A 24001-nucleotide genomic window follows, 5' to 3' on the forward strand; every position below is an offset into this window, starting at 1 on the left:
ACGATTGCGTGAAGGACGGGGACAGGAGAGGGCCATTACCGGCAACCGGCAGACGAGCTGGGCGTTCGCCGACGCGTACGGCGCCGAGCTGGTCGAGACCGCCGAGAGCGAAGCGCTGCGCTGGGCCAGTGAACGGGCCCGGGAGGCAGGGCTCCGTTCGGTGTCCCCGGGCACGGGCGCGGCGCTGCGGATGCTGGCGGCGACGGCGGAGGCCAAGTCCGTCGCGGAGATCGGTACGGGCACCGGCGTCTCCGGTATTCACCTGCTGCACGGCATGCGCGCGGACGGCGTGCTGACGACCGTCGATATCGAGCCGGAGCGGCAGCAGTTCGCGCGCGAGGCATTCCGCGCTGCCGGATTCGCGGGAAACAGGGCGCGATTCATCCCCGGTCGCGCACTGGACGTACTTCCCCGTCTCGCCGACGGCGGATACGACCTCGTCTTCTGTGACGGGGATCGCATGGAGTGCCTGGACTATCTCGGCGAATCGTTGCGGCTGTTGCGCCCCGGTGGGCTCATCTGTTTCGCGGGGGTCTTCGCCGACGGGCGCACGGTGGACTCCGCCGCGCAGCCCGCCGAGGTCATCCGCCTCCGTGAACTGCTGCGCACGGTGCGCGAGAGCACCACGCTGGTCCCCTCGCTGCTGCCGGTCGGCGACGGCCTGCTGTGCGCGGTCAAACGCGGAGAGTGAGAAGGAGTTCGAAGGCCCCGGAAAGCGAAGGCCCAGGGCACGAAGGCCCGGAAAACAGAGCCGCCCCGGAGCGTACGTACGCTCCGGGGCGGAAACGAGACGGGCTCAGCCGCAGACCTTCTTCAGCTCTTCGCCGAGAGCCGTCGCCTCGTCCGGGGTCAGCTCGACGACGAGTCGCCCACCGCCTTCGAGCGGAACGCGCATGACGATGCCCCGCCCCTCTTTGGTCACCTCGAGCGGACCATCGCCCGTCCGCGGCTTCATAGCCGCCATGCTCGTTCCCCTTCCTGGCCGTCCATCCATCCGTCCGTCCGCAACGGTTCCACGCCCGAAAGAGGGCAAGGTGTCACCGGCATCGAACACATTGCTTCCCGGCCATTATCCCGCATGGCACGACCCAATGACCAACATCAGTCCGCATCTCTTCTGCCATGGCCGCACACAAAACCCCCCAATGTGGCGATGAGACTGCGATACTGCCCCGCTTCATACGCCGTACGGACCGCTCCGGGTTTGACGCACCTCACACCCCGAGGACCCGCCGGGCGCCCGAGGACCTCTGTCCGGGGCCGGTGATCTACGCCATGCTTGAGCCCATGTCCGACACCGTGCTCTACGAAGTGACCGACGGCCTCGCGACGATCACGCTCAACCGGCCCGAGGCGATGAACGCGCTGAACAACGCGGCCAAGGTCGCGCTCCGCGACACCCTGCGGCAGGCCGCGGACGACGACGGGGTCCGTGCCGTGCTGCTCACCGGCAGCGGCCGTGCCTTCTGCGTGGGCCAGGACCTCAAGGAGCACACCGAGTCGCTCCAGGAGCGCGGCGGCAGCGCGCTGAACACGGTCGAGGAGCACTACAACCCGATCACGCTCACCCTCGCCACCATGGCCAAGCCCGTGGTCGCGGGCGTGAACGGGGTCGCGGCGGGCGCGGGCGCCGGGTTCGCCTTCGCCGCCGACCACCGGATCATGGCGGACACCGCGGCGTTCAACACCTCCTTCGCGGGGGTGGCGCTGACCGCCGACTCGGGCGTCTCCTGGACGCTGCCCCGGCTCGTCGGCCCCGGCCGGGCCGCCGATCTGCTGCTCTTCCCGCGCAGCGTGAAGGCGCCCGAGGCGCTGGAGCTGGGCCTGGCCAGCCGCGTCGTCCCCGCGGACGAACTCGCGGAGGCGGCGGCCGAGACGGCCCGCCGCCTCGCGGACGGGCCGACCGTGGCCTACGCGGCGCTCAAGGAGTCCCTCGCCTACGGCGCCTCGCACTCGCTGGCCGAGACCCTGGAGAAAGAGTCCGAACTCCAGCTCAGGGCCGGGGCCTCGGAGGACCACAGGACCGCCGTCGAGGCGTTCGTGAAGAAGGAGCAGCCGCGCTTCACCGGGCGCTGACGGTGTCCCTGGCCCAGCAGTCGGCCAAGTGATCGTTGACGAGGCCGCACGCCTGCATCAGCGCGTACGCCGTGGTGGGGCCGACGAAGCGGAAGCCGCGCTTCTTCAACTCCTTGGACAGCGCCGTGGATTCCGGCGTGATCGCCGGGACCTCGCCGAGGGTGCGGGGCGCGGGACGGGCACTGTGATCCGGTGCGTACGACCAGATCAGCCGGTCCAGCTCGCCCGGGCTCCACTCGGCGGCCACGCGCGCGTTGGCGAGCGCGGCGGTGATCTTGGCGCGGTTGCGGACGATGGCGGCGTCGGCCAGCAGGCGGGCCTCGTCCTCCTCCGTGAAGGCGGCGACCTCGGCGATGCGGAAGCCGGCGAAGGCGCGGCGGAAGCCCTCGCGCTTGCGGAGGATCGTCAGCCAGGACAGGCCCGACTGGAACGCCTCCAGGCAGAGCCGCTCGTACAGCGCGTCGTCCCCGTGGACCGGGTGGCCCCACTCGGTGTCGTGATACGCCGCGTAATCCTCCGCCGTGGTGCCCCAGGGGCAGCGCGGGCGGCCGTCGGGGCCCGCCACCGGGCCGCCGTCCTGTCCCTGACCCGCCCCGGGCGCGGCCTCCGTCCCCGTCCCCGTCTCCGTGCTCATCGCTCCGCTCCTCCCTCACCGGCCGCCTCCGGGCCGTCCTGCGGTCCCGCCGGGCGCCCGGACCCTCCGGGGGCGCTGTCGCGCGGCTCCGCGGCCTCGCCGCGCCCCATGGCGACGGCCTGGGCGCCCGCGAGCGCGGACTCCAGCTCGGCGATACGGGCGTCGCGCTCGGCCAGCTCGGCGCCGAGCCTGTCCAGCACGTCGTCGACCTGATCCATCCGGTATCCCCGCGCGGCGACCGGCAGGCGCAGCCCGGCCACGTCCGCGTGGCCGACGGGGCGGTCGGGCGGCAGCGGCTCGTCCAGCAGATCGGGCGGGGCGTCGGCGAGCCCGCCCGCGGCGGCCCGGCCCGTCCCGTCACCGCTCCCGACGACGGCGAGCGTGACCGCGGCGACGACCACGACGAGCGTGATCAGCAGGAACCAGTACACCGAGAACTCCCGAAGCGCTTCCGGACGTCAATGAACCCCGATCGTGCCATGGCCCACCGACAGTTATGGTCGGCGGCGGGGGACCGAGACCGAGAGGATGGCTGATGCTGCGCCTGGGCACGCGTGAGTTCGGCGAGAACGAGCCGGTGATCATGGCGATCGTGAACCGGACGCCGGACTCCTTCTACGACCGCGGCGCCACCTTCCGGGACGAGCCCGCGCTCGACCGGGTCGAGCAGGCGGTCTCGGAGGGCGCCGCGATCATCGACATCGGCGGCGTCAAGGCCGGTCCCGGCGACGAGGTCACCGCGGAGGAGGAAGCGCGCCGCACGGTCGGTTTCGTCGCCGAGGTCCGGCGGAGCTGGCCGGACGTCGTGATCAGCGTGGACACCTGGCGGCACGAGGTCGCCGGAGCCGTCTGCGAGGCGGGCGCCGACCTGCTGAACGACGCGTGGGGCGGCGTGGACTCCCGGCTGGCCGAGGTCGCCGCGCGCCATGGCGCGGGGCTCGTGTGCACGCACGCGGGCGGCGCCGAGCCGCGCACGCGCCCCCACCGGGTGGCGTACGAGGACGAGGGCGGGGTCGTCGCCGACATCCTCCGCGTCACGACCGGGCTCGCCGAGCGGGCCGCCGCACTGGGCGTACGGCGCGACGGCATCATGATCGATCCCGGTCACGACTTCGGGAAGTCGACGCGGCACTCGCTGGAGGCCACGCGGGAGCTGGGCCGGATGACGGAGACGGGGTGGCCGGTGCTGGTCTCGCTCTCGAACAAGGACTTCGTCGGCGAGACGCTCGACAAGCCCCTCAAGGAGCGGCTGATCGGCACCCTGGCGACCACCGCGGTCTCGGCCTGGCTCGGCGCCCGGGTGTACCGGGTGCACGAGGTGGCCGAGACCCGTCAGGTCCTGGAGATGGTCTCCTCCATCGCCGGCCACCGCCCGCCCGCCGTCGCCCGGCGCGGGCTGGCCTGACCCGGTCCGGCGGATCCCCCTGGACTAGACGCCCGCTTCCTTCGTCACCAGGTCGATCGCCTCGTCCATGTCGTCCGTGACGTGGAGGAGGTCCATGTCGCGGGGCGAGGCCTTGCCGGTGGCGATCACCGAGTCTCGGACCCAGTCGATCAGGCCCTTCCAGTACTCCGTGCCGCACAGCACGATCGGGAAGCGCGTGACCTTCTTCGTCTGGGTGAGGGTCAGCGCCTCGAACAGCTCGTCCAGCGTGCCGAGGCCGCCCGGCAGGACCACGAAGCCGCTGGCGTACTTGACGAACATCGTCTTCCGCACGAAGAAATAGCGGAAGTTCACGCCGATGTCGACGTACTTGTTCATCCCCTGCTCGAAGGGCAGCTCGATACCGAGGCCGACGGAGGTGCCGCCCGCCTCCAGCGCGCCCTTGTTCGCGGCCTCCATCGCGCCGGGGCCGCCGCCGGTGATCACCGCGAACCCGGCCTCCGCGAGGGCCTGCCCGATACGGACACCCTTCTCGTACTCCGGGGATTCCACCGGCGTACGGGCCGAGCCGAAGACGCTGACCGCCGGGCCCAGCTCGGCGAGGGCGCCGAAGCCCTCCACGAACTCGGACTGGATGCGCATCACGCGCCACGGGTCCTGGTGGATGAAGTCGGAGGGCCCCGCGGTGTCGAGCAGCCGCTGGTCGGTGGTGCCCGGCTGGACCTGGGTACGGCGGCGCACCACCGGGCCCAGGCGCTGCTCCTTGGGCTCTCCGGGCTCCTTGTACGCCCGCTGCCCCCGCCGGTCCGCGTTCTCCCGGCCTTCCGAGCTGTCCGCGCTGGTCATGTAGCGCTCCCTCCGCCTGCGATCTTTCCGGTTCAGGGTACGCACGCGGAGGTGGACTCCGACGAAAAACCGGACAAAGGAGCGGGGGTCTCAGGCTGTCAGCCAGGCACGGAGACGCTCCGCGCAGGCGGCGATAAGAGGCGTTTCGACCCTTTCGTCCCGCTTGTGCGCGAGATTCGGGTCACCCGGGCCGTAGTTCACGGCGGGCACCCCGAGGGCGCTGAAGCGCGAGACGTCCGTCCAGCCGTACTTCGGCCGGGGCTCGCCGCCGACCGCCTCGATGAAGGCGCGGGCCGCCGGGTGCGAGAGGCCCGGGAGCGCGCCCGGCGAGGAGTCGTCCAGGACGATCTCCTCGACGCCGCAGCCCTCGAAGACCTCGCGGACGTGCGCGAGCGCCTCCTCCGGACCGCGGTCGGGCGCGAAGCGGTAGTTGACGGTGACGGTGCACGCGTCCGGGATCACGTTGCCCGCGACGCCGCCCTCGATACGGACCGCGTTCAGCCCCTCGTGGTACTCCAGCCCGTCGATCACGGGCCTGCGCGGCTCGTACGCGGCCAGCCGGGCCAGGACCGGGCCCGCCGCGTGGATCGCGTTCTCGCCCATCCAGCCGCGCGCCGAGTGCGCCCGGACGCCGCCCGTGCGCAGCAGGACCCGCAGGGTGCCCTGGCAGCCGCCCTCGACCTGTGCGTACGACGGCTCCAGCAGCACGGCGAAGTCGCCCGCGAGCCAGTCGGGGTGGGCGTCGGCGACATGGCCGAGGCCGTTGAGGTGGGCGGCGACCTCCTCGTTGTCGTAGAAGACGAACGTGAGGTCGCGGTTGGGCTCCGGGACCGTCGCGGCGACGTGGAGCTGGAGGGCGACGCCGGACTTCATGTCGCTCGCGCCGCAGCCCCACAGCACGCCGTCCTCGTCGAGCCGGGACGGCACGTTGTCCGCGATCGGCACCGTGTCGATGTGCCCGGCGAGGATCACGCGCTCCGCGCGGCCGAGTCCGGTGCGGGCCACGACGTTGTTGCCGTGGCGGTCGACGCGGAGGTGGGGCAGCTCGCGCAGCGCCGCCTCGACGGCGTCGGCGAGCGCCTTCTCGTCGCCGCTCTCGGACGGGAAGTCGATGAGCTGCGCGGTGAGCCGCGCGGGATCCTGTCGCAGGTCGAGTGCGCTGTGGGGCATGGGACCACCCTACGGGCAGCGCCCGTGGCGCAGCCCGCCCCCGGGCCCGTCCCCGGCCCGGGGAGGGGCACCCCCGCGCAGCGGCTACCTTGGTGCGCGTGCCCCTCTCAGGACCCGTTCGCGCACTCCTCCCGACCGGCCGCGGCAGGCTGATCCGCGCCGCCGTGGCCTGCGTCGCCGTGCTCGGACTCACGGCCTATCTGGCCGTGTCGGGGATCTTCGGCCTCGGGGACGGCGGGCGCTGCACGGTGCGCGCCACCGACGGCGGCGGGGGGAGCTACTCGCTCGCCGCCGAGGCCGCGTCCAACGCCGCGGCCATCGCCGCCGTCGCCTCCCGCCGCGGACTGCCCGAACGGGCCGTGACGATAGCCCTGGCGACCGCCATGCAGGAGTCCGGGCTGCGCAACATCACCCACGGGGACCGCGATTCGGTCGGCCTCTTCCAGCAACGCCCCTCGCAGGGCTGGGGCACCGCGCGGCAGATCCAGGACCCGGTCTACTCGGCGGGGAAGTTCTACGACTACCTGGTGAAGGTCCCGGGCTACTCCCGGCTGCCCCTGACCGCCGCCGCGCAGCGCGTCCAGCGCAGCGGCTTCCCGCAGGCGTACGCGAAGCACGAGGCCGACGCCACGCTGCTCACCGCCGCGCTCACCGGGCGCAACGCAGCGGCGCTGACGTGCACCACGGGGCGCGGCGACGGCAAGAACGCGCCGGGCGACCCGGAGCGCGTACGGGCGCAGCTCGTACGGGAGTTCGGCAAGGACGTGTTCTCGGCGCGGCGGAACGGCGAGGAGCTGACCCCGACGACACCGACGACACCGGCGGACCCGGCGGACCCGGCGGACCCGGCGGACCCGGCGGACCCGGCGCCGACGGTGACCTCGGCGGGCGTACCGGCGGACGTACCGGCGGGCGGCGCGGAGTCCCGCGCGGCGGCGCGCGGCGGCGCGGGCGCACGGGCCGCGCACCCCTCCGTGACCGTCCCCGCGCACGAGCGGCGGCGGGGCTGGGAGCTGGCGCACTGGGCGGTGGCGAACGCCACCGGACTGCGCATCGAACGGATCGCGTTCCAGGGCCGCGTGTGGAGCGCGGACCGCGCGGGCGACGGCTGGCGCACGACGGGCGGCGCACGCTCCGGGGACAGCGCCGTCGCACTGCGGCTCGCCTCCGGCGGATAGCGCCGGAGCGTCCCCCGTACGAGCGAGGCGGGCGGGACGCGGGATGACGCCGTCCCCCGAGGGGCGGACACGCGAACGGGGAACCGAACTGCCCTGGAAGCGTGGCCTTCCGCTGCTCCGGGTTGATCAACGCATCGCACGGAATGCCCAGTTTGCGGCCACACTCGCCCACGGCGCATTACCAATCCTTTACCCGCGCGGGCCGCAACCTCAGCCCGGTTCCACGCGATAGGCACAGCGTCCGACCGGGCGACTCCCGGTCCGGCACCTGTGCACCACCTCCGCACCACCCGCACCACCGAAGAAGCCGAAGAACTCTCTCCGTCAAAGGAGCACCATGTCTCTCCCCCTCACGCGCAGGATTGCCCAGACCGCGCTGCTGGCCGCCGCCGGCGCCGCGTCCGTGGTCGGCGCCGCCGGTTCGGCGAGCGCTGTCGACCTGCCCGCGAGCCCCACCACCTCCGGCCTGACGAACCTGGACGGCAAGGGCACCGGCGAGACCGTGGACACGGCTGCGCGCGACACCACCGACCTCGCGGGCAAGACCGGCGGCAAGACCGTCGAGAAGGCCGTCCCCGCGACGGGCAAGACCGTCGGCAGCGCGGGCAAGACCCTCGCCCCGGCGGCCCAGAACCTCGCGGGCGAGGCCGCGGGCGAGGGCGGCGGCCTGGTCGGCCAGGCCACCAAGGACGGCCTGCCCACCGGCGGCCTCGGCCTGCCGGTCAGTAGCTGACCCACCCGCGCGGGAGCGCACAGTACGACGGTGAGGGGCCCGGATCCACCGGGCCCCTCACCGTTTTTCACACCGTTCTCACACGTCCGCCTCCGCGTACGGACGGGCTCACGCCCGCAGGCGCCGTACCGCCGCCTCGACCCGCTCGTCCGTCGCCGTGAGCGCGACCCGGACGAAACGGTCGCCCGCCGGGCCGTAGAAGTCGCCCGGCGCGACCAGGATCCCGCGCTTGGCCAGGTCGCCGACGGTGTCCCAGCAGGGCTCGTCGCGCGTCGCCCACAGGTACAGCGAGGCCTCGCTGTGCTCGATACGGAAGCCCTCGGCCTCCAGCGCGCCGCGCAGCACCGTGCGCCGTGCCGCGTACCGCGCGCGCTGCTCCTCGACGTGCGCGTCGTCGCCGAGCGCGGCCACCGTCGCCGCCTGCACCGGCGCGGGCACCATCATCCCGCCGTGCTTGCGGATCTGGAGCAGCTCGCCCAGGACCGCGGCGTCACCGGCCGCGAACGCGGCGCGGTAGCCCGCCAGATTGGAGCGCTTGGAGAGCGAGTGGACGGCCACCAGGCCCTCGAACGAGCCGCCGCTCACGTCCGGGTGGAGCACCGAGACGGGGTCGGCCTCCCAGCCCAGTTCGAGGTAGCACTCGTCGCTGAGCACCAGCACGCCGTGCTCGCGGGCCCATGCCACGATCCGGCGCAGCGTGTCCGCGTCGAGCACCCGCCCGGTGGGGTTCGAGGGGGAGTTGAGCCACAGCAGCCTGAGCCCTTCCGGGTCCAGCTCCGTCGGCTCGTCGTAGGCCACGGGCTCGGCGCCCGCGAGGCGCGCGCCCACCTCGTACGTCGGGTACGCCAGCCGCGGGAAGGCCACCCGGTCCCCCGGGCCGAGCCCGAGCTGGGTCGGCAGCCAGGCCACCAGCTCCTTCGAGCCGACGACGGGCAGCACGTTGGTGTGCTCGACGCCGCGCGCGCCGAGGCGGCGCTCGCACCAGCCGGTGAGCGCGTCACGGAGCGCGGCGGTGCCCCAGACGGTCGGATAGCCGGGGCTGTCGCTCGCGCCGGACAGCGCGCGCTGGATCAGCTCGGGCACCGGGTCGACGGGGGTGCCGACGGAGAGGTCCACGATGCCGTCGGCGTGCGCGGCGGCGGTGGTCTTGTACGGCTCCAGCCTGTCCCAGGGGAAGACGGGCAGCCGGTCGGAGACGGGAGGCACGGTGGCTCACTTTCTGGTGCGGGAAACGCCGCAGTCCCGTACGGCGCGGGCGGCGCCGTACGGGACTGCGGACTCACGCCGACGGAGGCGGGAAGGCCTTAGGCGTCAGGGCTCACTCGTCGTGTTCCTGCGGCGGGAGCGCGGCGATCAGCGGGTGGTCCCGCTCGATCAGGCCGAGCTTGCTCGCGCCGCCGGGCGAACCCAGCTCGTCGAAGAACTCCACATTCGCCTTGTAGTAGTCCTTCCACTCGTCGGGGGTGTCATCCTCGTAGAAGATGGCCTCGACCGGGCAGACCGGTTCGCAGGCTCCGCAGTCGACGCATTCGTCCGGGTGGATGTACAAGGACCGTTGGCCCTCGTAGATGCAGTCGACGGGGCACTCCTCGATGCAGGCCTTGTCCTTCAGGTCGACACAAGGCTCCGCGATGACGTAAGTCACGCTGTCGTTCCTCCTCGATAGGGCTGGCGGGCCGGTGTCCGGCTCCGCCGCGGGCGCGCGGGAGCGCTGCTTCGTTCGGACGGCGGCCGATGCCCACACCTAGTATCTCCGTTCCCGGGCACAAGACGAACAGGAGGGGCGGATAGAGCTGTGGAATTCACCACGGGCGGACGCCTTGAAGTCCGCATCACCTCTTCCGACGTGGGAAAACGCGTCTCGGTACGGTCATCGACGAACGCTCGGGAACGGCTCGGGCGGTTCACCGACACGGTCGGAGTTCTCACATCGTGGACGGACGGCGTGCTGACCGTCACGCGCAAGGACGGTACGCACGTACGGATCGAGGAGGCCTCGATGGTCGCGGGCAAGGTCGTGCCGCCCACGCCCGCGCGGCGCCGCGGGATACCCGTGGCGAGCGTGCGCGAGCTGGTCACCACGGCGGCGCGCGGCTGGCCCTGCCTGGAGTCCGAGCAGCTCGGCGCGTGGACGCTGCGCGCCTCCGGCGGCTTCACCGCGCGCGCGAACTCCGTGCTGCCGCTGGGCGATCCGGGGCCGAAGGCGGGGTCTGAGCCGGGGCCCGGGCCGGGGCCCGAGCTGGACGCGGCGCTGGAGCGCGTGGCGCGCTGGTACGGCGCGCGCGGGCTGGACGCGCGCTTCCAGGTCACGGCCGAGGACGACGCGCCGCTGGCACGGGAGTTGGACGAGCGCGGCTGGACCGCCGAACGGCACGCCCTGATGCGGGTCGGTGCCCTCGCGCCGCTCGCCGACCGGGAGCCGGACGGGCGCGTGGAGCTGTCCCGCGAGCCGGGCGACTCCTGGTTCGCGCTCTACAACCGCGCGGGCGACGGCGTCACGGACGCCGCGCGCAAGGTGCTGACCGGCGGCCCGTCCGTATGGTTCGCGACCGTGCCCGGGCGGGAGGAGGGCTCCGGCCCCGCGGCGATCGGGCGGTGCGTGGTGGACGGCCGCTGGGCGGGCTTCGCGGCCGTCGAGGTCGCGCCGGAGCGGCGCCGCGAGGGGCTGGCCGTCGCGGTGATGGCCGAGCTGGCGCGCCGCGCGCTGCACGAGGGCGCCTCGGCGGCGTACCTCCAGGTGGAGACCGGTAACGCGGCGGCACGCGCGCTCTACGACCGGCTCGGTTTCGCCGACCACCACACGTACTTCTATCTGCGTGCCCCGCGGGACTGAGGCATGGACAGTGAGGAGAACAGGCGCCGTTTCGCCGAGGAGGCCCGCGAGGAGCGGCCGGACCTGGCGCTGCTGTGCCTGCTGATCGGCGTCGAGGCCGCCGCGCACGCGCCCGCGCCGGGCACGGGCGCCGGCGTCGGCGGGGACGGCACCGGCGAGGTGCAGGGCGGGATGTCCGGCGAGGCGGGCATCGACGCGGCCCAGATCGAACTCGACCGGCTGGCCGGACTGCTGCCGTACGTGCCGTCCCGTACGCCCGCGCAGTGGGCGGCCGCACTGGAGCGGCTGCTCGGCGAGGAGCACGGCTTCCGGGGCGCGCCCGGCGACTACCGGCGGCTGGAGTCGTCCCTGCTGCACGCCGTGCTGCGGCGGCGGCGCGGGCTGCCGATCCTGCTGTCGGTGGTGTGGATCGAGGTCGCGCGGCGGGCGGGCGCGCCGGTGTACGGGGTGGCGCTGCCCGGGCACTTCGTCGTCGGCTTCGGCGACCCCACCGGCGACCACGTCCTCGCCGACCCCTTCGGGGGCGGGCGCGCGCTAGGGGAGGGCGACCTGGACCTGCTGGTGGCGGGCGCGACCGGCGGGCGCGCGCCGCTGTCGGCGGCGATGCTGCAGCCGGCGGGGCCGCTGGAGACGGTGCTGCGGATCCTCAACAACGTCCGCGCCTGGGCGGGCGCCCGCCCCGAGCAGTCCGCGGTGCAGCTCTGGGCCGTCGAGCTGTCCCTGCTCCTCCCCCACCACCCGGCCCGGCTCCGCTACGAGCGGGCGGAACTCCTGGTGGAACGCGGCGAGTTCGCGCGAGGGGCGCGGGAGATGGAGGAGTACGCGGACGTGGTCGCCGCGATGGAGCCGAATGCGGCGGATCACATGCGCAGAGCGGCTCGCGCCGCAAGAGCCCGCCTCAACTAGCCCCTGTCCACGCTTGCCCCCGCAACCCCCGTGCCCAGCACGGGCCAAGGGGGCTTGCGCCTTCAGGGGCGCGGGCCTGTGTTCAATTTGCGGCTCCGCCGCGCGGGCCCGACCGGGTCACGACACCACGGGGCTTGCCCCTTAAGGGGCGCGGGGAACTGCGCGACAAGCCACGACGCGGGCGCGCTCCGCGAAGCACAGCCCGGGGCACCCCGAACCCGGCCCAATCACCGGAGCACCCGGCCAGGGGGCTGCGCTTGCCAGCCCTGCTCCCCCAAGCTCTTCGAGCAGGGGGTACCCCCAGTGGCAGACCTCCCGAGCACAGCGGGAGGGAGAAGCAAGGGCTTCCTCCGGCAGGGGCGCAGACCTCCCAAGCACAGACGGGAGAAGTGGGGCCCGCCCCCCATCGGCGCGGGCCCAAGCACAGTGGGGTGAGGGAGAAGTGGGGTCAGAGCCAGCCTTTGTTGCGGGCTGTTTGGGCGGCTTCGGCGCGGTTTCGGGCGCCCGTTTTCTGGATCGCCGTAGAGAGATAGTTGCGCACGGTCCCATGCGAGAGGTGGAGCGCGGCGGCGATCTCCGCGTTGCTCTTACCGCCGCCCGCCGCACTCAAGACGTCCCGCTCCCGAGCGGTCAGCGGACTCGCGCCCTCCGCGAGCGCGGCGGCGGCGAGGGCGGGGTCGATGACGCGCTCACCGGCGAGCACCCGGCGCACGGCGGCGGCGAGTTCGGCCGCGGGCGCGTCCTTGACCAGGAACGCGTCGGCGCCGGACTCCATGGCCCGGCGCAGATAGCCGGGGCGCCCGAACGTCGTGAGGATGACGACCTTGAGCGCCGGGTGGCTCACGCGGAGCGCGGCGCCCACGTCGAGCCCCGAGGCGCCCGGCATCTCGATGTCGAGGAGCGCCACGTCGGGCGCGTGCGCGTCGACGGCGGCGGCCACCTCGTCGCCCCGGCCCACCTGGGCGACGACCTCCAGGTCGGGTTCGAGGCCGAGCAGCGCGGCGAGCGCCTCGCGGACCATGGCCTGGTCCTCGGCCAGCAGCAGTCTGATCACGGGCCCAGGCTACTGAGCGGGCGCCTCGGCCCGTACGGGCACCGTCGCGCGGAGCGTGAAGCCTCCCCGTACGCCGGGGGCGGTCTCCAGCACGCCCTCGACGAGGGCGAGGCGCTCCCTGAGTCCCGTCAGCCCGTTGCCCTCGGCGGAGTCGGAGGGACCGGCTCCGTTGTCCGTGACGGTGAGGCAGGCCGTGGCGTCCGCCTGGAGCGTGAGGACGACGGCGCAGCGGGACGCGTCGCTGTGCCGGACGACGTTGGTGACGGCCTCGCGCAGCGCCCAGGCGAGGGCGGCCTCCGGTTCGGGATCGAGGCGTACGCCCGCGACCGTCCCGTCGAGCCCTCCGTGCCCGTCCTGCCCGTCCTCCCCCGGCTGCGGCACGTCGGCGGCGATCCCGGCCGCCATGAGCGCCGTACGGGCGCCCGCCAGCTCGGCGGCGAGGGTGGGGCGGCGGTAGCCGCCGACGGCCTCGCGCACGTCCACGAGGGCCTGCCTGCTGACGCGTTCGATGTCGGCGACCTGGGCCGCCGCCTGCTCGGGCCGCCCGGGGAGCATCCGTCCGGCCAGCTCGCTCTTGAGCGTGATGAGGGAGAGCGAGTGGCCGAGGAGGTCGTGCAGGTCGCGGGCGAGCCGCAGCCGCTCCTCGTTCGCCGCGAGCTGGGCGACCGTGGCCCGCGCCGCGCGCAGCTCGCGCATGGCCCGCGCGGTCTTGCGCGCGGAGATCATCGCCGTTCCGGCCAGCGCGGCGGGGATGACGAAGGAGACCCAGACGTCGCTCTCCAGGTGCCGTCCGAAGTCGGTGCCGATGACCGCGATGGCCAGCACGAGCGCGGCGACAGTCCCGGTCGCGGCCCGCTCGGGCAGCACGGCGCCCGCGGCGACCGTGACGTAGACGAACAGGACGATCCAGACGTCGCCCATGGTCGCCGACAGCACGCAGGCGAGCCCGAACATCACCCCGACCATGGCCCGCACGGCCCCGGCGGGCAGCGGAAAGGTGGTGTGGCGGAAGATCAGCACGACGTACACCGCGCCGAAGAGCGCGAACGCCGTGGCCGCGGCGGCGGTCACCGCGGCGGAGTGGCCGCCGCTCGTCAGGTCCTGTACGGGCCCGCCGAGGAAGACCATCCACACCGCGATCCACACCATCTTCCGCACCCGCTGCCTGCGGGTCGCGGGGAGGACCCCGATCGCGGGCAGGATCCGGGAGTCGGCCGCCGCCCTCTCCGTGCGGCCCGTCCCCTCGCTGCTCATCCCCTCATGCCTTCCGGGTGTCCTTCCGGTAGAACCACGCCGCCGCCGTGGCGAAGACCACGAGGTAGGCGGCGAGCAGGACGGCGTCCCGCAGATGCGGCGCCTCTCCGGCCTCGACGGCCTGGCCGAGTCCCGTGTACGCCTTGGTCGGCAGCCACGCGCCGATGTCCTGCACCCAGCCGGGCAGGCTGGAGGACGGCAGCCACAGGCCGCCGAGGAACGCGAGCCCGAAGTAGACGAACATCGTGATCGGCCGTACGGCGTCGCCCGTCGCAAGGTAACCGATCGCCACGCCGAGCGCCGCGAACACGAAGCTCCCCGCCCATGAGCTAAGCGCGAGGGCCGCCCACTGCCACGCGTCGAGCCGTACGCCCTTGACGGCGGCCCCGGTGAGCAGCACGAGCACGATCGAGGGGAGGCTCACGGTGGCCGCGGCGGCGATCTTGGCGGTGACGTAGCCGCGCCCCGGCAGCGCCGTCAGCCGCAACTGGCGCACCCAGCCCTGCTCGCGCTCCTTGGCGATGCGTTCGCTGTTGCCCATCAGCACGGCGGTCATGGCGCCGAACGCGGCCATCGCGACCATGTAGTACAGCGCCATGTCGATCTTCATGCCCGGCATCGGGCTGTCGTCCGCGCGCCCGGCGATCAGGAGGTAGAGCACGGGCGGGTAGACGACCGAGAAGAACATGAACTTCCGGTTGCGCAGCGACTTCACGATCTCCAGCTTGACCAGGGTCCTCATGCCGCCGCCTCCCGCGCTTCCCGTGCGTCCTTTCCGTCCCGTGCGTCCTCCGCGTCCCGCGTCTCGGCCTGCTGGGTGAGGGTGAGGAACGCCTGTTCAAGGCCGAGCCCGGTGACCTCCAGACCGCGCGGGTAGAGCCCGAGGCCGTACAGCGCGTGCACGGTGGCGTCGGCGTCGGCGGAGCGCAGCCGTACGGTCGTCCCGGACGCCGTCGCCTCGGTCACGCCCGGCAGCCCGCGCAGCGTGCCCACGGTCGCGGACGTGAGGTCCGGCAGCGCGAAGCTGATACGGCGTACGCCCGCGCGGGCCTTGATCTCGGCGGCCGAGCCGTCCGCGAGCAGCCGCCCCCGGTGCAGGACGAGCACGCGGTCGGCGACCTCGTCGGCCTCCTCCAGGTAGTGGGTGGCGAACAGCACGGTGCGGCCGCGCGCCGCCTCGGCGCGCATCGACGCCCAGAACGCCTGCCGCGAGGAGACGTCCATGCCGGTGGTGGGCTCGTCGAGGACGATCAGGTCGTTCGCCCCGGCCGTCGCGAGCGCGAAGCGGACGCGCTGCTCCTGGCCGCCGGAGAGCTTGTCGACCAGGCGGTCGGCGATGTCGCTGATCCCGGCGCCCGCCAGCACCCGGTCCACGTCGTGGGCGCGCGGGTGCAGATCGCAGGCGAGGGCGACCAGTTCGTGGACCTTGACCCCCTCCATCAGCCCGCCGGACTGGAGCATCGCGCCGACGCGGCCGTCCGTGACGGCCTTGCGCGGGGTGCCGCCGAAGAGCCGGACGGAGCCGCCGGGGTCAGGGTTGCGGAGCCCGAGCAGCAGGTCGAGCGTGGTGGACTTGCCCGCGCCGTTGGGGCCGAGCAGGGCGACGGTCTCGCCCGGGCCGATGCTGACGGTGAGCCCGGTCAGGGCCCGGACCTCGCCGTACGTCTTGCTCGCGTCGGCGAACTCGACCGCGGGCGGAGCCGGAGTGGTTGTGCGTGTCATGGGAAGAGCCTCGCCGCGCCGGGCCGTCCGGCGGCAGAGCATCGCGTCCTGACTCCGGCCTGACAGATGTCATGGGTGGGGACATGGGCACGGGCACGGACATGGGTGGGGCGTACCGCGCGGTACGCCCCCACCCATGCCGGTGCCCTGCGGCCGGCTACTGGCTCTTGGCCCCCGGAACGACCGCCAGCCGCTCGGCGGGCTTCGGCGGGGCCTTCTTCTTCAGCGCCTGGACCATCGCCGCGGCGGCGTGCTGGGGCGTCATCTTGACGTTGCCCGTGCCGCCCTCGATCACGACGTTGTCGAACGCCGTGCCGTAGGTCGCCTTCAGCGCCTTCGGGTCGACGACCGGCTGGAGCTTCCCGCCGCCCGCCCGCATGGTCAGGAACTTGCCGATGGTCTTCTCGCTGAACGGGACCTTCACGTCGCCCGCCTTCAGCCAGACCCAGCCCGACATGGCGGTCTTGCCGAAGCCGTTGACCGCCTCGTTCAGCTCCTTCTCGCCTATCGTCGGCTGCTGCGTGCCGACCGGCAGCTTCACGGTGCTGTTCTTGCCGGAGGCGGCCCGGTCCCGGTACGCCTGCTCCAGCGCCTCGGAGGACTTCGCGGTGTCGATGCCCTTGTGCGGCTTGCCCTTGACCGCGACGGCCTTGCCGTTCACGAACTTGACCATGCCGTCCGTGGCGCCGCCGCCCGAACCGCCGCCCGTCGTCATCGCGACCCGGCCGAGGGCGGACTCCATCTTCTCGTCGTCCACCTTGATCGCCGGCTCGGCCTCGCGCTCGCCGCCGAAGAGGGAGCCGATGACGGACACCGGGTTGTAGTCCCGGCCCGCGGCGTCGCGGACGGTGGCCTCGGTGTCGAGGGTCAGCCCGGCCACGCTCGGCTTGAGCGAGGTCTGCCGGCCGCCCGCGTCGACCTTGAGCGGCGCGTTCGTCCGGCCGTCCATGGCCTCGTCCAGCTTGTTGACCGCCTCGTGCTTGGTCATGCCGCCGATGTCCACGCCGAGCACGGTGGTGCCCTTGGGCACGTCCGCGTGGTCGAGCAGCAGCCCGGCGCCGTACGCGACACCGACCACGCCGACGACCGCGACCCCCGCGAGCACCAGCTTGTTACGGCCGCCGCCCTTGCCCTTCTTCGCGGCGGGCGGGGGCGCGGGAGCGGCCGCGCCCGGCGCGGGCGCGGTCTGCACAGGACCGGGCGGCGGCGGCACGACGGGCCCGCCGGGACCGCCAGGGCCACCGGGGCCGCCAGGGCCGGGACCGCCGGGGCCGACCGGGCCCGGCGCGACGGGGCCCGCACCGGCGGGACCTCCGAGTCCGGGAGCGCCGGGAGCGCCGGGTACGCCGGGACCACCGGGGCCGGGACCGGCGGGACCGCCGGGGCCGGTCGGGCCGCCGTCGGGGCCCGCGGGGCTGCCCTGGGGCATGCCGCTGACGACCGGGTCGCCCGCGAGGTGCTGATCGTCGCCGGTCATGTCCCCGTAGAGCGCGGTGCCCGCGCCGTCCGGTGCGAAGGGCGCGGGGCCCGTGCCGAGCCCCAGCGTGGAACTGGCGGGCGGCTCACCGGGCGCGCCCGGACCGGGCCGGGCGCCGGGCGGAGTTCCGGGCGGGGCGCCGGCGGCGGGCGGGGTGCCGGGCATGCCGGGCACCGGCATCTCGCCCGTGGCGGGGCCGGTCGTCGGGCCGTCGGGGCCGCCGGGGGCTCCGCCGGCGCGCCCCAGCGAGGGGTCGAGCAGCGGCAGGCCCTCAGCCGGGGTCTCCGGGTGGCCGTCGGGCCCGGGGAAGGCGGGGGTGGGGCCGGTGGCCGGTCCCGCGTCGGGCGGTCCGTCCGGCAGCTCCGTTTCGCCCGTGTCGCCCGACACGTCCGCGTCGCCGCGCGGGCGCGTGTCCGTGAAGTACGGAAGGTCAGGACGCCCGTCGCCGCCTCCCGAGGACGGGGAGGGCGCGGGCGGCGGCGGTGAAGAAGCGTTGCTCTTCGGCATTTTGCGGGGCGCGAACCAGTCACTGGTCTGCTGCGTGAACTCCCCGTCCGAGCCGGACGAACCGGACGCACCGGACCCGCCGGACGCACCGGAGGGACCGGCCCCCTCGCCCTGGTCGCCGGAGGCGGAAGCCGCGGCGGAAGCGGAAGCCGCGGCGGAAGCGGGGGCGGAGACCGCGTCGGCGGGAGCCGGTGCGCCCACCGGCGCGCCGTTGCTCGCGCCGCCCGGGGCGGTGTCCGCGGGCGCGGAGGCCGCCCCGGCGGACCCGGGCCCGGCGCCTTCGGAGGCCCCGGAGGCGCCCTTCTCGGTGTCCTCGCTCACCGGCGTCCGCATCACCACGGGCGGGATCGGCCGGGACCCGGGGATGTTGATCCGGATGCGGGTGGTGAGCGTCGTCTCGGTCTTCGGTTCGCCCGTCTTCGCGCCCTCGCCGGGCTCGCCGGTCTCGGTCCCCGGCGGGTACGACGAACCGCCGCGCCCGTTGGGGCCGGAGGACGAACTGTCAGTTTCACGACTCAAAACAGGTACTCCCGGATGGATTCGCCGTCTTCATGATTGCCCGAAGGCGGCTCGCCGGCGCGCACCACAATACTTGGGGCGCACGATACGGGCCCCGGGACCACTGAAACGGCCCGGCAACAGCCCTCTCAGCGGTATTTGTTCGCTGGCACGGGCGGCGCGGGGAGCGCGATCGTGGTACACATCACAGCCGCGAGGATCCCGCCGAACAGATAGACATAGGACCCGATTCCGGCGGCGAACAGGAAGTCGCCCTCCGGGCGCGAGGCGGTCATCAGCAGCACCGCGATCGCCCAGCCGCCGCCGGGGGCCGCCGCCCCGACCTTCGTACGGCACAGCTTCGCGCCGCCCCAGAAGAGCCCGACCGCCCCCGCGAGCGCGAGCAGCAGCCCCGCAGGTGCCCAGGCCGACTGGACGAGCGTGCCCGCGGCACCGGTCAGCACGCCGAGCACCGCCAGCGCCACGTAGACCAGCACGCGCGGCCCGAGCGCCACGGGCCAGGCGCCCCAGCCCTCGCCCCCGCCCGTCGCGGAGCCGCCCGTCGCGGAGCCACCCGCGGCGGAACCGGCCGCCTTCGGCGACTTCGCCGCGGTCCCGGCCGCCGCGCGCGGCGCGGGTCCCCGCCGGGGCCCACCGCCCGTACCGCCGCCCGTACCGCCGGAGCCTGCCGTCCCCTTCTTCTTCCCGGCCTTCTGGCCCGCCTGTTCGCTCACCGCGCCCATCCTCACTCCTCCAGGCCCGCGAAGAGGTCGTCGCCCTTCACCGGGCCCCGACCGTCGTGCCGCTCCGCGAGCTGGAAGTACTCCGTCCCGAGCAGAGGCTGCCCGAGTCCGTTCGACAGGGCGAAGAAGTCGCCCCGCGCGGTGGAGCGTACAGAGACCTGCGTCTCGTGCGCCGCCATGGCGGACGCCTTGGCCTTCGCGTAGGCACTCGCGTCGACCGTGACGTCGACGGCCGTCATGTCCGGGACGAGGCCCGGCACGTCCTCCGGGTGGGCCAGGCCCGTTTCGCCCGGGAAGCCCGGAAAGGGGAAGACGTCCCCTCCCTCGGCGGCGGTGCGCAGCCGGGCGAAGCCCTCCTCGACGACGGGGCGGGGCGCACGGTTCCAGTAGACGCGGGCCACCTGGTGGCGGTCGGCGGCGATCTCGACGGCGCGGGTGGCGACGCGGTGGGCCTGGATGTGGTCCGGATGGCCGTAACCCCCGTTGGGGTCGTACGTGACCACGACCTGGGGGCGCACCTCGGCGATCACCTCGGCGAGGTGCCCCGCGGCCTCGTCCAGGGGGGCCTGCCAGAAGCAGCCCGGACGCTCGTTCTGCGGGGCGCCCCACATGCCGGAGTCGCGGTAGCGGCCCTGGCCGCCGAGGAAGCGGTGGTCGGTGACGCCCAGCTCGCGCATGGCGGCGGCCAGTTCGCCCGCGCGGTACGGCCCGAGCGCGTCGTCCCTGTCGGGCGCGAGGTGCGCGAGGCGGGCCGGGATCACCTCGCCCTCCTCACCGAGGGTGCAGGTGACGAGGGTGACGTGGGCGCCCTCGGCCGCGTACTTGGCCATGGTGGCGCCGGTGGTGATCGACTCGTCGTCCGGGTGCGCGTGCACCAGGAGCAGGCGGCGCGCACGCGAAAGGCGCTCAGGGGCGGACGCGGTACTCATGCCCCTGAGCCTACGACGAGGGTGCTCAGAACTTGATGTCGCCGATCATGCCCGCGACGTTGGTGGTCAGCTCATTGATGGTCGGCGCGATCGACGAACTGGCCAGGTAGAAGCCCAACAGGATGCAGACCACCGCGTGTCCGCCCTTCAGCCCGGATTTCTTCACGAGCAGGAAGACGATGACAGCCAGCAGCACCACCGCCGAAATCGAGAGTGCCACGGCGGTTCACCTCCAAGTACGCGCGGTCGGTACGGGATCGATTCGGTCTAGCGGACAGCGGGCAGCTCCACATCCGGCATGGAGGAGCCACCGGCTTCATACCCAGCACCCACCATGCGCAACGGATCATAATTATCCGCGCGACCGCACGGGTCGGTGCACAGGTGCAGACGAGGGGCGCATATTCAGTTCCAGCCAGCCGCGCACGCGGGAGCGCGGGAGCCCTGGCCCGCCAGGAGCGCGCCACAGGTCGGCTCGGGCACAGTACGGTCTGCCGCATGGCTACGACTTTCCCGCGCCAGCACGCGCGTACCCACCGGTTCACACTTGGGGCCCCGCGCGCGTTCACCGTCGCCCCGGACGGCTCACGAGTCGTCTTCCTCCGCTCCCGTCACGGCACTGACCTGGCAAATCTCCTCTGGGTCCATGAGGTGGCGACCGGCCGGGAGTACGAGGCGGCCGACCCCGCCGTCCTGCTCGGGGGCGCGCCGGAGGAGCTCTCGCCGGAGGAGCGGGCGCGCCGGGAGCGCAGCCGGGAGGGGACCGCGGGCGTCGTCGGATATGCCACGGACAGTTCCGTGGAATTGGCCGCTTTCGCTCTGTCGGGCCGCCTCTTCGTCGCTGAGCTGCGGGCGGGCTCGGCCCGCGAACTCCCCACCCCCACCCCCGTCGTGGACCCCCGCCCGTCCCCGGACGGCCGTCTCGTGGCGTACGTCAGCGGAGGCGCCCTGCGGGTGATCGCGAGCGACGGCGGCGCGGAGGCCGGTGCGGAGGGCGGCGGCACGGACCGCGCGCTGGCCGAACCGGAATCGGGGACGGTCACCTACGGAATGGCTGAATTTATCGCCGCCGAAGAGATGTCGCGGAGCCGTGGCTACTGGTGGTCGCCCGACAGCGACCGGCTCCTGGTGGCCCGTGCCGACGACGCCCCGGTGGCCCGCTGGTGGATCGCGGACCCCGCGCGGCCCGAGGCGGAGCCCACCCGAGTGGCCTATCCCGCGGCGGGCACGGCGAACGCCGAGGTGACCCTCCATCTGGTCGACGTGACGGGCGGCGGCCGTACCGAGGTGGCCTGGGACCGGGAGCGATACCCGTACCTCGCGCGCGTCCACTGGTCGGACGGCGGTGCTCCGCTTCTCCTGGTGCAGACCCGCGACCAGCGCGAGGCCCTGTGCCTCACCGTCGACACGGAGTCCGGCCGTACGTCCGTGGCGCGGCGGCTGGAGGACCCCGTCTGGATCGAGCTGTTCGGCGGCGTACCCGCCTGGACGCCGGGCGGTGAGCTGGTCACCGTCGAGGACGTCCAGGGCGCACGGGTGCTCATGGCGGGCGCACGGGCGCTCACCACGGCACGCCTGCACGTACGGGCCGTGCTCGACATCGGCGAGGACGACATCCTCTTCTCCGCCTCCGAGGGCGGCGACACGGGCCGGAGCACGCCGGGCGAGGCGCGGGTCTACCGGGTGCCGCTCGACGGCGGCGCCGAGCCCTCCCCCGTGGCCCCCGACGCCGCGGACGGGGCCCCGCACTTCGCGTCGGCCGTGCGGGGCGGGGACACGCTCGTGCACGTCGTCGCCGCGCTGGACGCGCCGGGGTCCACCGCCACGGTGCGCACCGCCTCCGCCGCCGGGGTCATCCCCTCGTACGCCGAGACGCCCGTGCTCTCCACCGCGCCCCGGCTCGTCCACACGGGCAAGCGCGAGATCCCCGCAGCCGTCGTGCTGCCCACCGGCTACCGGGAGAGCGACGGGCCGCTGCCCGTCCTCATGGACCCCTACGGCGGGCCGCACGGGCAGCGCGTGGTCGCCGCGCACAACGCGCATCTGACGGCCCAGTGGTTCGCGGACCAGGGCTTCGCCGTGGTCGCCGCCGACGGGCGCGGCACACCCGGCTACTCGCCCGGCTGGGAGAAGGCCGTCTCACGCGACCTCGCGGCCGTCACGCTGGACGACCAGGCGGAGGCGCTCACATCGCTCGCCGGGACGTTTCCCCTCGACCTGACGCGGGTCGGCATCCGCGGCTGGTCGTACGGCGGCTATCTCGCGGCGCTCGCCGTGCTGCGGCGGCCGGACGTCTTCCACGCGGCGGTCGCGGGCGCGCCCCCCACGGACTGGCGGCTGTACGACACCCACTACACGGAGCGGTACCTGGGTACGCCGGAGGCGGATCCGGAGTCGTACGCCGCGAACTCCCTGATCACCGACGAGGGCCTGTCCGGCGCGGCAGCCCCGGCACGGCCGCTCCTGCTGATCCACGGGCTGGCCGACGACAATGTGGTCGTCGCCCATTCACTGCGGCTCTCCTCCGCGCTGCTCGCTTCTGGGCGGGCGCATGAGGTGCTGCCTCTCAGTGGGGTCACGCACATGGCCTCTGACGAGACGGTCGCGGAGAATCTGCTGCTGGCGCAGGTCGCCTTTCTGAAGAGGTCCCTCGGCGTGCGGTGACGGTTCCGACTTCCCCTGCCCGTGCGTCGCGGGCCTCGCGTGCGAGGTGGCTTGGCGCGCAGTTCCCCGCGCCCCTGACGGGGCGCACTCGTACGCCCCGAAGCAGGCCCCGGAGGGGCCGCTTCAGGGGCGCGGGGAACTGCGCGGCCAGCCACGACGCAGCGGCAGCCCGCGACGCACGGCACGGGGCAGCCCCTCATCGGCCCCCCCCGTCAGGGGATCACGCCTCTTCGAGGGCGCGAAGGGCCTTGTCCATGACCACGTCTTCCTCGCGGGCCGCCGCGGACGTCGTGCCCTCCTCAGGGAAGTGGCAGGCCGTCAGGTGCCCGGCGGTGTTGCCGGGGATCTGGACCAGCGGCGGTTCCTCGGTGGCGCACTTGTCCTGGGCCTTCCAGCAGCGGGTGCGGAACCGGCAGCCGGACGGCGGGTTGATCGGGGACGGCACGTCGCCGGCGAGCCGGATGCGCTCGCGGTCGGCCGTGGCCGCGGCCTCCTCGGCCGCGTCGTCCTCGCCCATCAGCACCGCCTCGGGCACGGCGGAGAGCAGCGCGTGGGTGTACGGGTGGCGGGGGCGGTTGTAGATCGCCTCGCGCTCGCCGACCTCGACGATCTTGCCGAGGTACATCACCGCGACCCGCTCCGAGAAGTGCCGCACGATCGCGAGGTCGTGGGCGATGAAGACGAACGCGATGCCCAGCTCGCGCTGCACCTTCTGGAGCAGGTTGACGACCTGGGCCTGGATGGAGACGTCCAGCGCGGAGACCGGCTCGTCCGCCACGATCAGCTTGGGCTCCAGGGCCAGGGCGCGGGCGACGCCGATGCGCTGGCGCTGGCCGCCGGAGAACTCGTGCGGGAACCGGTTGTAGTGCTCGGGGTTGAGGCCGACCGTCTCCAGCAGCTCGCGGATCCGGTTCTCGCGCCCGCCGGGCGGGTTGATCCCGTTGACCTCCATGGGGCCGCCGATGATGCTGCCCACCGTCTGCCGGGGGTTCAGCGAGGAGTACGGGTCCTGGAAGATCATCTGGATCTCGGAGCGCACCGGCGCGAGCTGCTTGCGCGTGGAGTGCGTGATGTCCTTGCCCGCGTACTCGATCTTCCCGCCCGTGGGCTCCAGCAGCCGGGTCAGCAGGCGCCCCGTGGTCGACTTGCCGCAGCCGGACTCGCCGACCAGGCCGAAGCTCTCCCCGGGGTAGACCTCCAGGTCGATGCCGGAGACGGCCTGGACCTCGCCGACCTTCCGCTTGAAGGGGAAGCCCCCCATGATCGGGAAGTGCTTGCTGAGGTTGTCGGCCTTGAGCAGCGGCTCTCCCGTACGCCCGCCGCCCGGGGTCTCGCCGCCCGGGCTCGCGTCCTCCGGCTCGGGCTTGGTCAGGGTGACGTCATCGGTCATCGC

24 protein-coding genes are annotated in these 24001 nt (G+C 73.7%); 8 read left to right on the forward strand and 16 right to left on the reverse strand.

The features are described from left to right. The first annotated feature begins 4 nt into the window (after positions 1-4). The gene (locus ABD343_RS12430) at positions 5-691 is read left to right on the forward strand and encodes an O-methyltransferase (RefSeq protein ID WP_344527202.1); all 687 of its coding nucleotides are present in this window, start codon (positions 5-7) and stop codon (positions 689-691) included. A gap of 105 nt (positions 692-796) precedes the next feature. Here the strand turns inward: ABD343_RS12430 and ABD343_RS12435 are convergent, their stop codons facing one another. Continuing rightward, complete coding sequence (locus ABD343_RS12435; protein ID WP_016469583.1) at positions 797-964, reverse strand: DUF3117 domain-containing protein; 168 nt, start codon at positions 962-964, stop codon at positions 797-799. Between the two features lie 323 nt (positions 965-1287). On the opposite strand from ABD343_RS12435, the gene chcB reads away from it, so the two are divergent. Beyond that, positions 1288-2076: a 2-cyclohexenylcarbonyl CoA isomerase gene (gene chcB / locus ABD343_RS12440; RefSeq protein WP_344527204.1), complete on the forward strand. Its 789-nt coding sequence runs from the start codon at positions 1288-1290 to the stop codon at positions 2074-2076. Here chcB and ABD343_RS12445 read toward each other — a convergent pair. Both ABD343_RS12445 and ABD343_RS12450 read right to left on the reverse strand, forming a co-directional pair. Next, complete coding sequence (locus ABD343_RS12445; protein WP_344527206.1) at positions 2063-2710, reverse strand: DNA-3-methyladenine glycosylase I; 648 nt, start codon at positions 2708-2710, stop codon at positions 2063-2065. The genes chcB and ABD343_RS12445 overlap by 14 nt on opposite strands. Beyond that, a complete protein-coding gene (locus tag ABD343_RS12450; RefSeq protein WP_344527208.1) occupies positions 2707-3141 on the reverse strand; it encodes a DivIVA domain-containing protein in 435 nt (144 codons plus the stop codon). The genes ABD343_RS12445 and ABD343_RS12450 overlap by 4 nt, the downstream gene beginning before the upstream one ends. Before the next feature lie 104 nt (positions 3142-3245). Here ABD343_RS12450 and folP point away from each other — a divergent pair, with 104 nt between their 5' ends. Next, positions 3246-4115: a dihydropteroate synthase gene (folP, locus tag ABD343_RS12455; RefSeq protein WP_344527210.1), complete on the forward strand. Its 870-nt coding sequence runs from the start codon at positions 3246-3248 to the stop codon at positions 4113-4115. 24 nt (positions 4116-4139) lie between these two features. On the opposite strand, the gene ABD343_RS12460 is transcribed toward folP, so the two are convergent. Continuing rightward, on the reverse strand, positions 4140-4940 hold the full coding sequence (locus tag ABD343_RS12460) for an LOG family protein (protein ID WP_344527212.1): 801 nt from the start codon (positions 4938-4940) through the stop codon (positions 4140-4142). 90 nt (positions 4941-5030) lie between these two features. Beyond that, positions 5031-6110 carry a succinyl-diaminopimelate desuccinylase gene (gene dapE, locus ABD343_RS12465; RefSeq protein ID WP_344527214.1) on the reverse strand — a complete coding sequence of 360 codons (1080 nt, stop codon included), beginning with the start codon at positions 6108-6110 and terminating at the stop codon, positions 5031-5033. An 89-nt stretch (positions 6111-6199) separates the two neighbouring features. Here dapE and ABD343_RS12470 point away from each other — a divergent pair, with 89 nt between their 5' ends. Then, positions 6200-7288: a VldE C-terminal domain-containing protein gene (locus ABD343_RS12470; RefSeq protein ID WP_425578163.1), complete on the forward strand. Its 1089-nt coding sequence runs from the start codon at positions 6200-6202 to the stop codon at positions 7286-7288. A 337-nt stretch (positions 7289-7625) separates the two neighbouring features. After that, the gene (locus ABD343_RS12475) at positions 7626-8021 is read left to right on the forward strand and encodes an ATP-binding protein (RefSeq protein WP_344527218.1); all 396 of its coding nucleotides are present in this window, start codon (positions 7626-7628) and stop codon (positions 8019-8021) included. Between the two features lie 108 nt (positions 8022-8129). On the opposite strand, the gene dapC is transcribed toward ABD343_RS12475, so the two are convergent. Together dapC and fdxA are read right to left on the reverse strand one after the other, a co-directional pair. Then, the gene (dapC, locus tag ABD343_RS12480) at positions 8130-9227 is read right to left on the reverse strand and encodes a succinyldiaminopimelate transaminase (protein ID WP_344527220.1); all 1098 of its coding nucleotides are present in this window, start codon (positions 9225-9227) and stop codon (positions 8130-8132) included. Positions 9228-9339: 112 nt separating this feature from the next. Further along, entirely contained in the window at positions 9340-9666 is a 327-nt protein-coding gene (gene fdxA / locus ABD343_RS12485) for a ferredoxin (RefSeq protein WP_165299419.1), read from the reverse strand. A 150-nt stretch (positions 9667-9816) separates the two neighbouring features. Here fdxA and ABD343_RS12490 point away from each other — a divergent pair, with 150 nt between their 5' ends. Both ABD343_RS12490 and ABD343_RS12495 read left to right on the forward strand, forming a co-directional pair. Next, a complete protein-coding gene (locus ABD343_RS12490; RefSeq protein WP_344527225.1) occupies positions 9817-10854 on the forward strand; it encodes a GNAT family N-acetyltransferase in 1038 nt (345 codons plus the stop codon). 3 nt (positions 10855-10857) lie between these two features. Beyond that, positions 10858-11760: a transglutaminase-like and tetratricopeptide repeat-containing protein gene (locus tag ABD343_RS12495; protein WP_344527227.1), complete on the forward strand. Its 903-nt coding sequence runs from the start codon at positions 10858-10860 to the stop codon at positions 11758-11760. A 448-nt stretch (positions 11761-12208) separates the two neighbouring features. Here ABD343_RS12495 and ABD343_RS12500 read toward each other — a convergent pair whose 3' ends face one another. The 8 genes from ABD343_RS12500 to ABD343_RS12535 all read right to left on the reverse strand — a co-directional run bounded on the left by ABD343_RS12500 (position 12209) and on the right by ABD343_RS12535 (position 20164). Then, the gene (locus ABD343_RS12500) at positions 12209-12781 is read right to left on the reverse strand and encodes a response regulator transcription factor (protein ID WP_344528533.1); all 573 of its coding nucleotides are present in this window, start codon (positions 12779-12781) and stop codon (positions 12209-12211) included. A 42-nt stretch (positions 12782-12823) separates the two neighbouring features. Continuing rightward, positions 12824-14068 carry a sensor histidine kinase gene (locus tag ABD343_RS12505; RefSeq protein ID WP_344527229.1) on the reverse strand — a complete coding sequence of 415 codons (1245 nt, stop codon included), beginning with the start codon at positions 14066-14068 and terminating at the stop codon, positions 12824-12826. Between the two features lie 4 nt (positions 14069-14072). Beyond that, complete coding sequence (locus tag ABD343_RS12510) at positions 14073-14810, reverse strand: ABC transporter permease (protein ID WP_344527231.1); 738 nt, start codon at positions 14808-14810, stop codon at positions 14073-14075. After that, positions 14807-15790 carry an ABC transporter ATP-binding protein gene (locus tag ABD343_RS12515; protein ID WP_344527233.1) on the reverse strand — a complete coding sequence of 328 codons (984 nt, stop codon included), beginning with the start codon at positions 15788-15790 and terminating at the stop codon, positions 14807-14809. Before ABD343_RS12515 ends, ABD343_RS12510 begins: the two co-directional genes overlap by 4 nt. A 157-nt stretch (positions 15791-15947) precedes the next feature. Further along, positions 15948-18293 (reverse strand): hypothetical protein, encoded by a 2346-nt coding sequence (locus ABD343_RS12520; protein ID WP_344527235.1) that lies wholly within the window; start codon positions 18291-18293, stop codon positions 15948-15950. Between the two features lie 128 nt (positions 18294-18421). Beyond that, positions 18422-19015 (reverse strand): DUF6113 family protein, encoded by a 594-nt coding sequence (locus tag ABD343_RS12525; protein ID WP_344527237.1) that lies wholly within the window; start codon positions 19013-19015, stop codon positions 18422-18424. Between the two features lie 2 nt (positions 19016-19017). Further along, complete coding sequence (mshB, locus tag ABD343_RS12530) at positions 19018-19944, reverse strand: N-acetyl-1-D-myo-inositol-2-amino-2-deoxy-alpha-D-glucopyranoside deacetylase (RefSeq protein ID WP_344527239.1); 927 nt, start codon at positions 19942-19944, stop codon at positions 19018-19020. Between the two features lie 25 nt (positions 19945-19969). After that, complete coding sequence (locus ABD343_RS12535) at positions 19970-20164, reverse strand: hypothetical protein (RefSeq protein WP_344527241.1); 195 nt, start codon at positions 20162-20164, stop codon at positions 19970-19972. A 278-nt stretch (positions 20165-20442) separates the two neighbouring features. Here ABD343_RS12535 and ABD343_RS12540 point away from each other — a divergent pair, with 278 nt between their 5' ends. Continuing rightward, positions 20443-22608, forward strand: coding sequence for a S9 family peptidase (locus ABD343_RS12540; RefSeq protein WP_344527243.1), 2166 nt, complete (start codon positions 20443-20445; stop codon positions 22606-22608). 220 nt (positions 22609-22828) lie between these two features. Here ABD343_RS12540 and ABD343_RS12545 read toward each other — a convergent pair whose 3' ends face one another. Continuing rightward, entirely contained in the window at positions 22829-23998 is a 1170-nt protein-coding gene (locus tag ABD343_RS12545) for an ABC transporter ATP-binding protein (RefSeq protein ID WP_344527245.1), read from the reverse strand. Positions 23999-24001: the final 3 nt, after the last annotated feature.

This window comes from Streptomyces albiaxialis, assembly GCF_039530985.1.
Classification (GTDB): domain Bacteria; phylum Actinomycetota; class Actinomycetes; order Streptomycetales; family Streptomycetaceae; genus Streptomyces; species Streptomyces albiaxialis.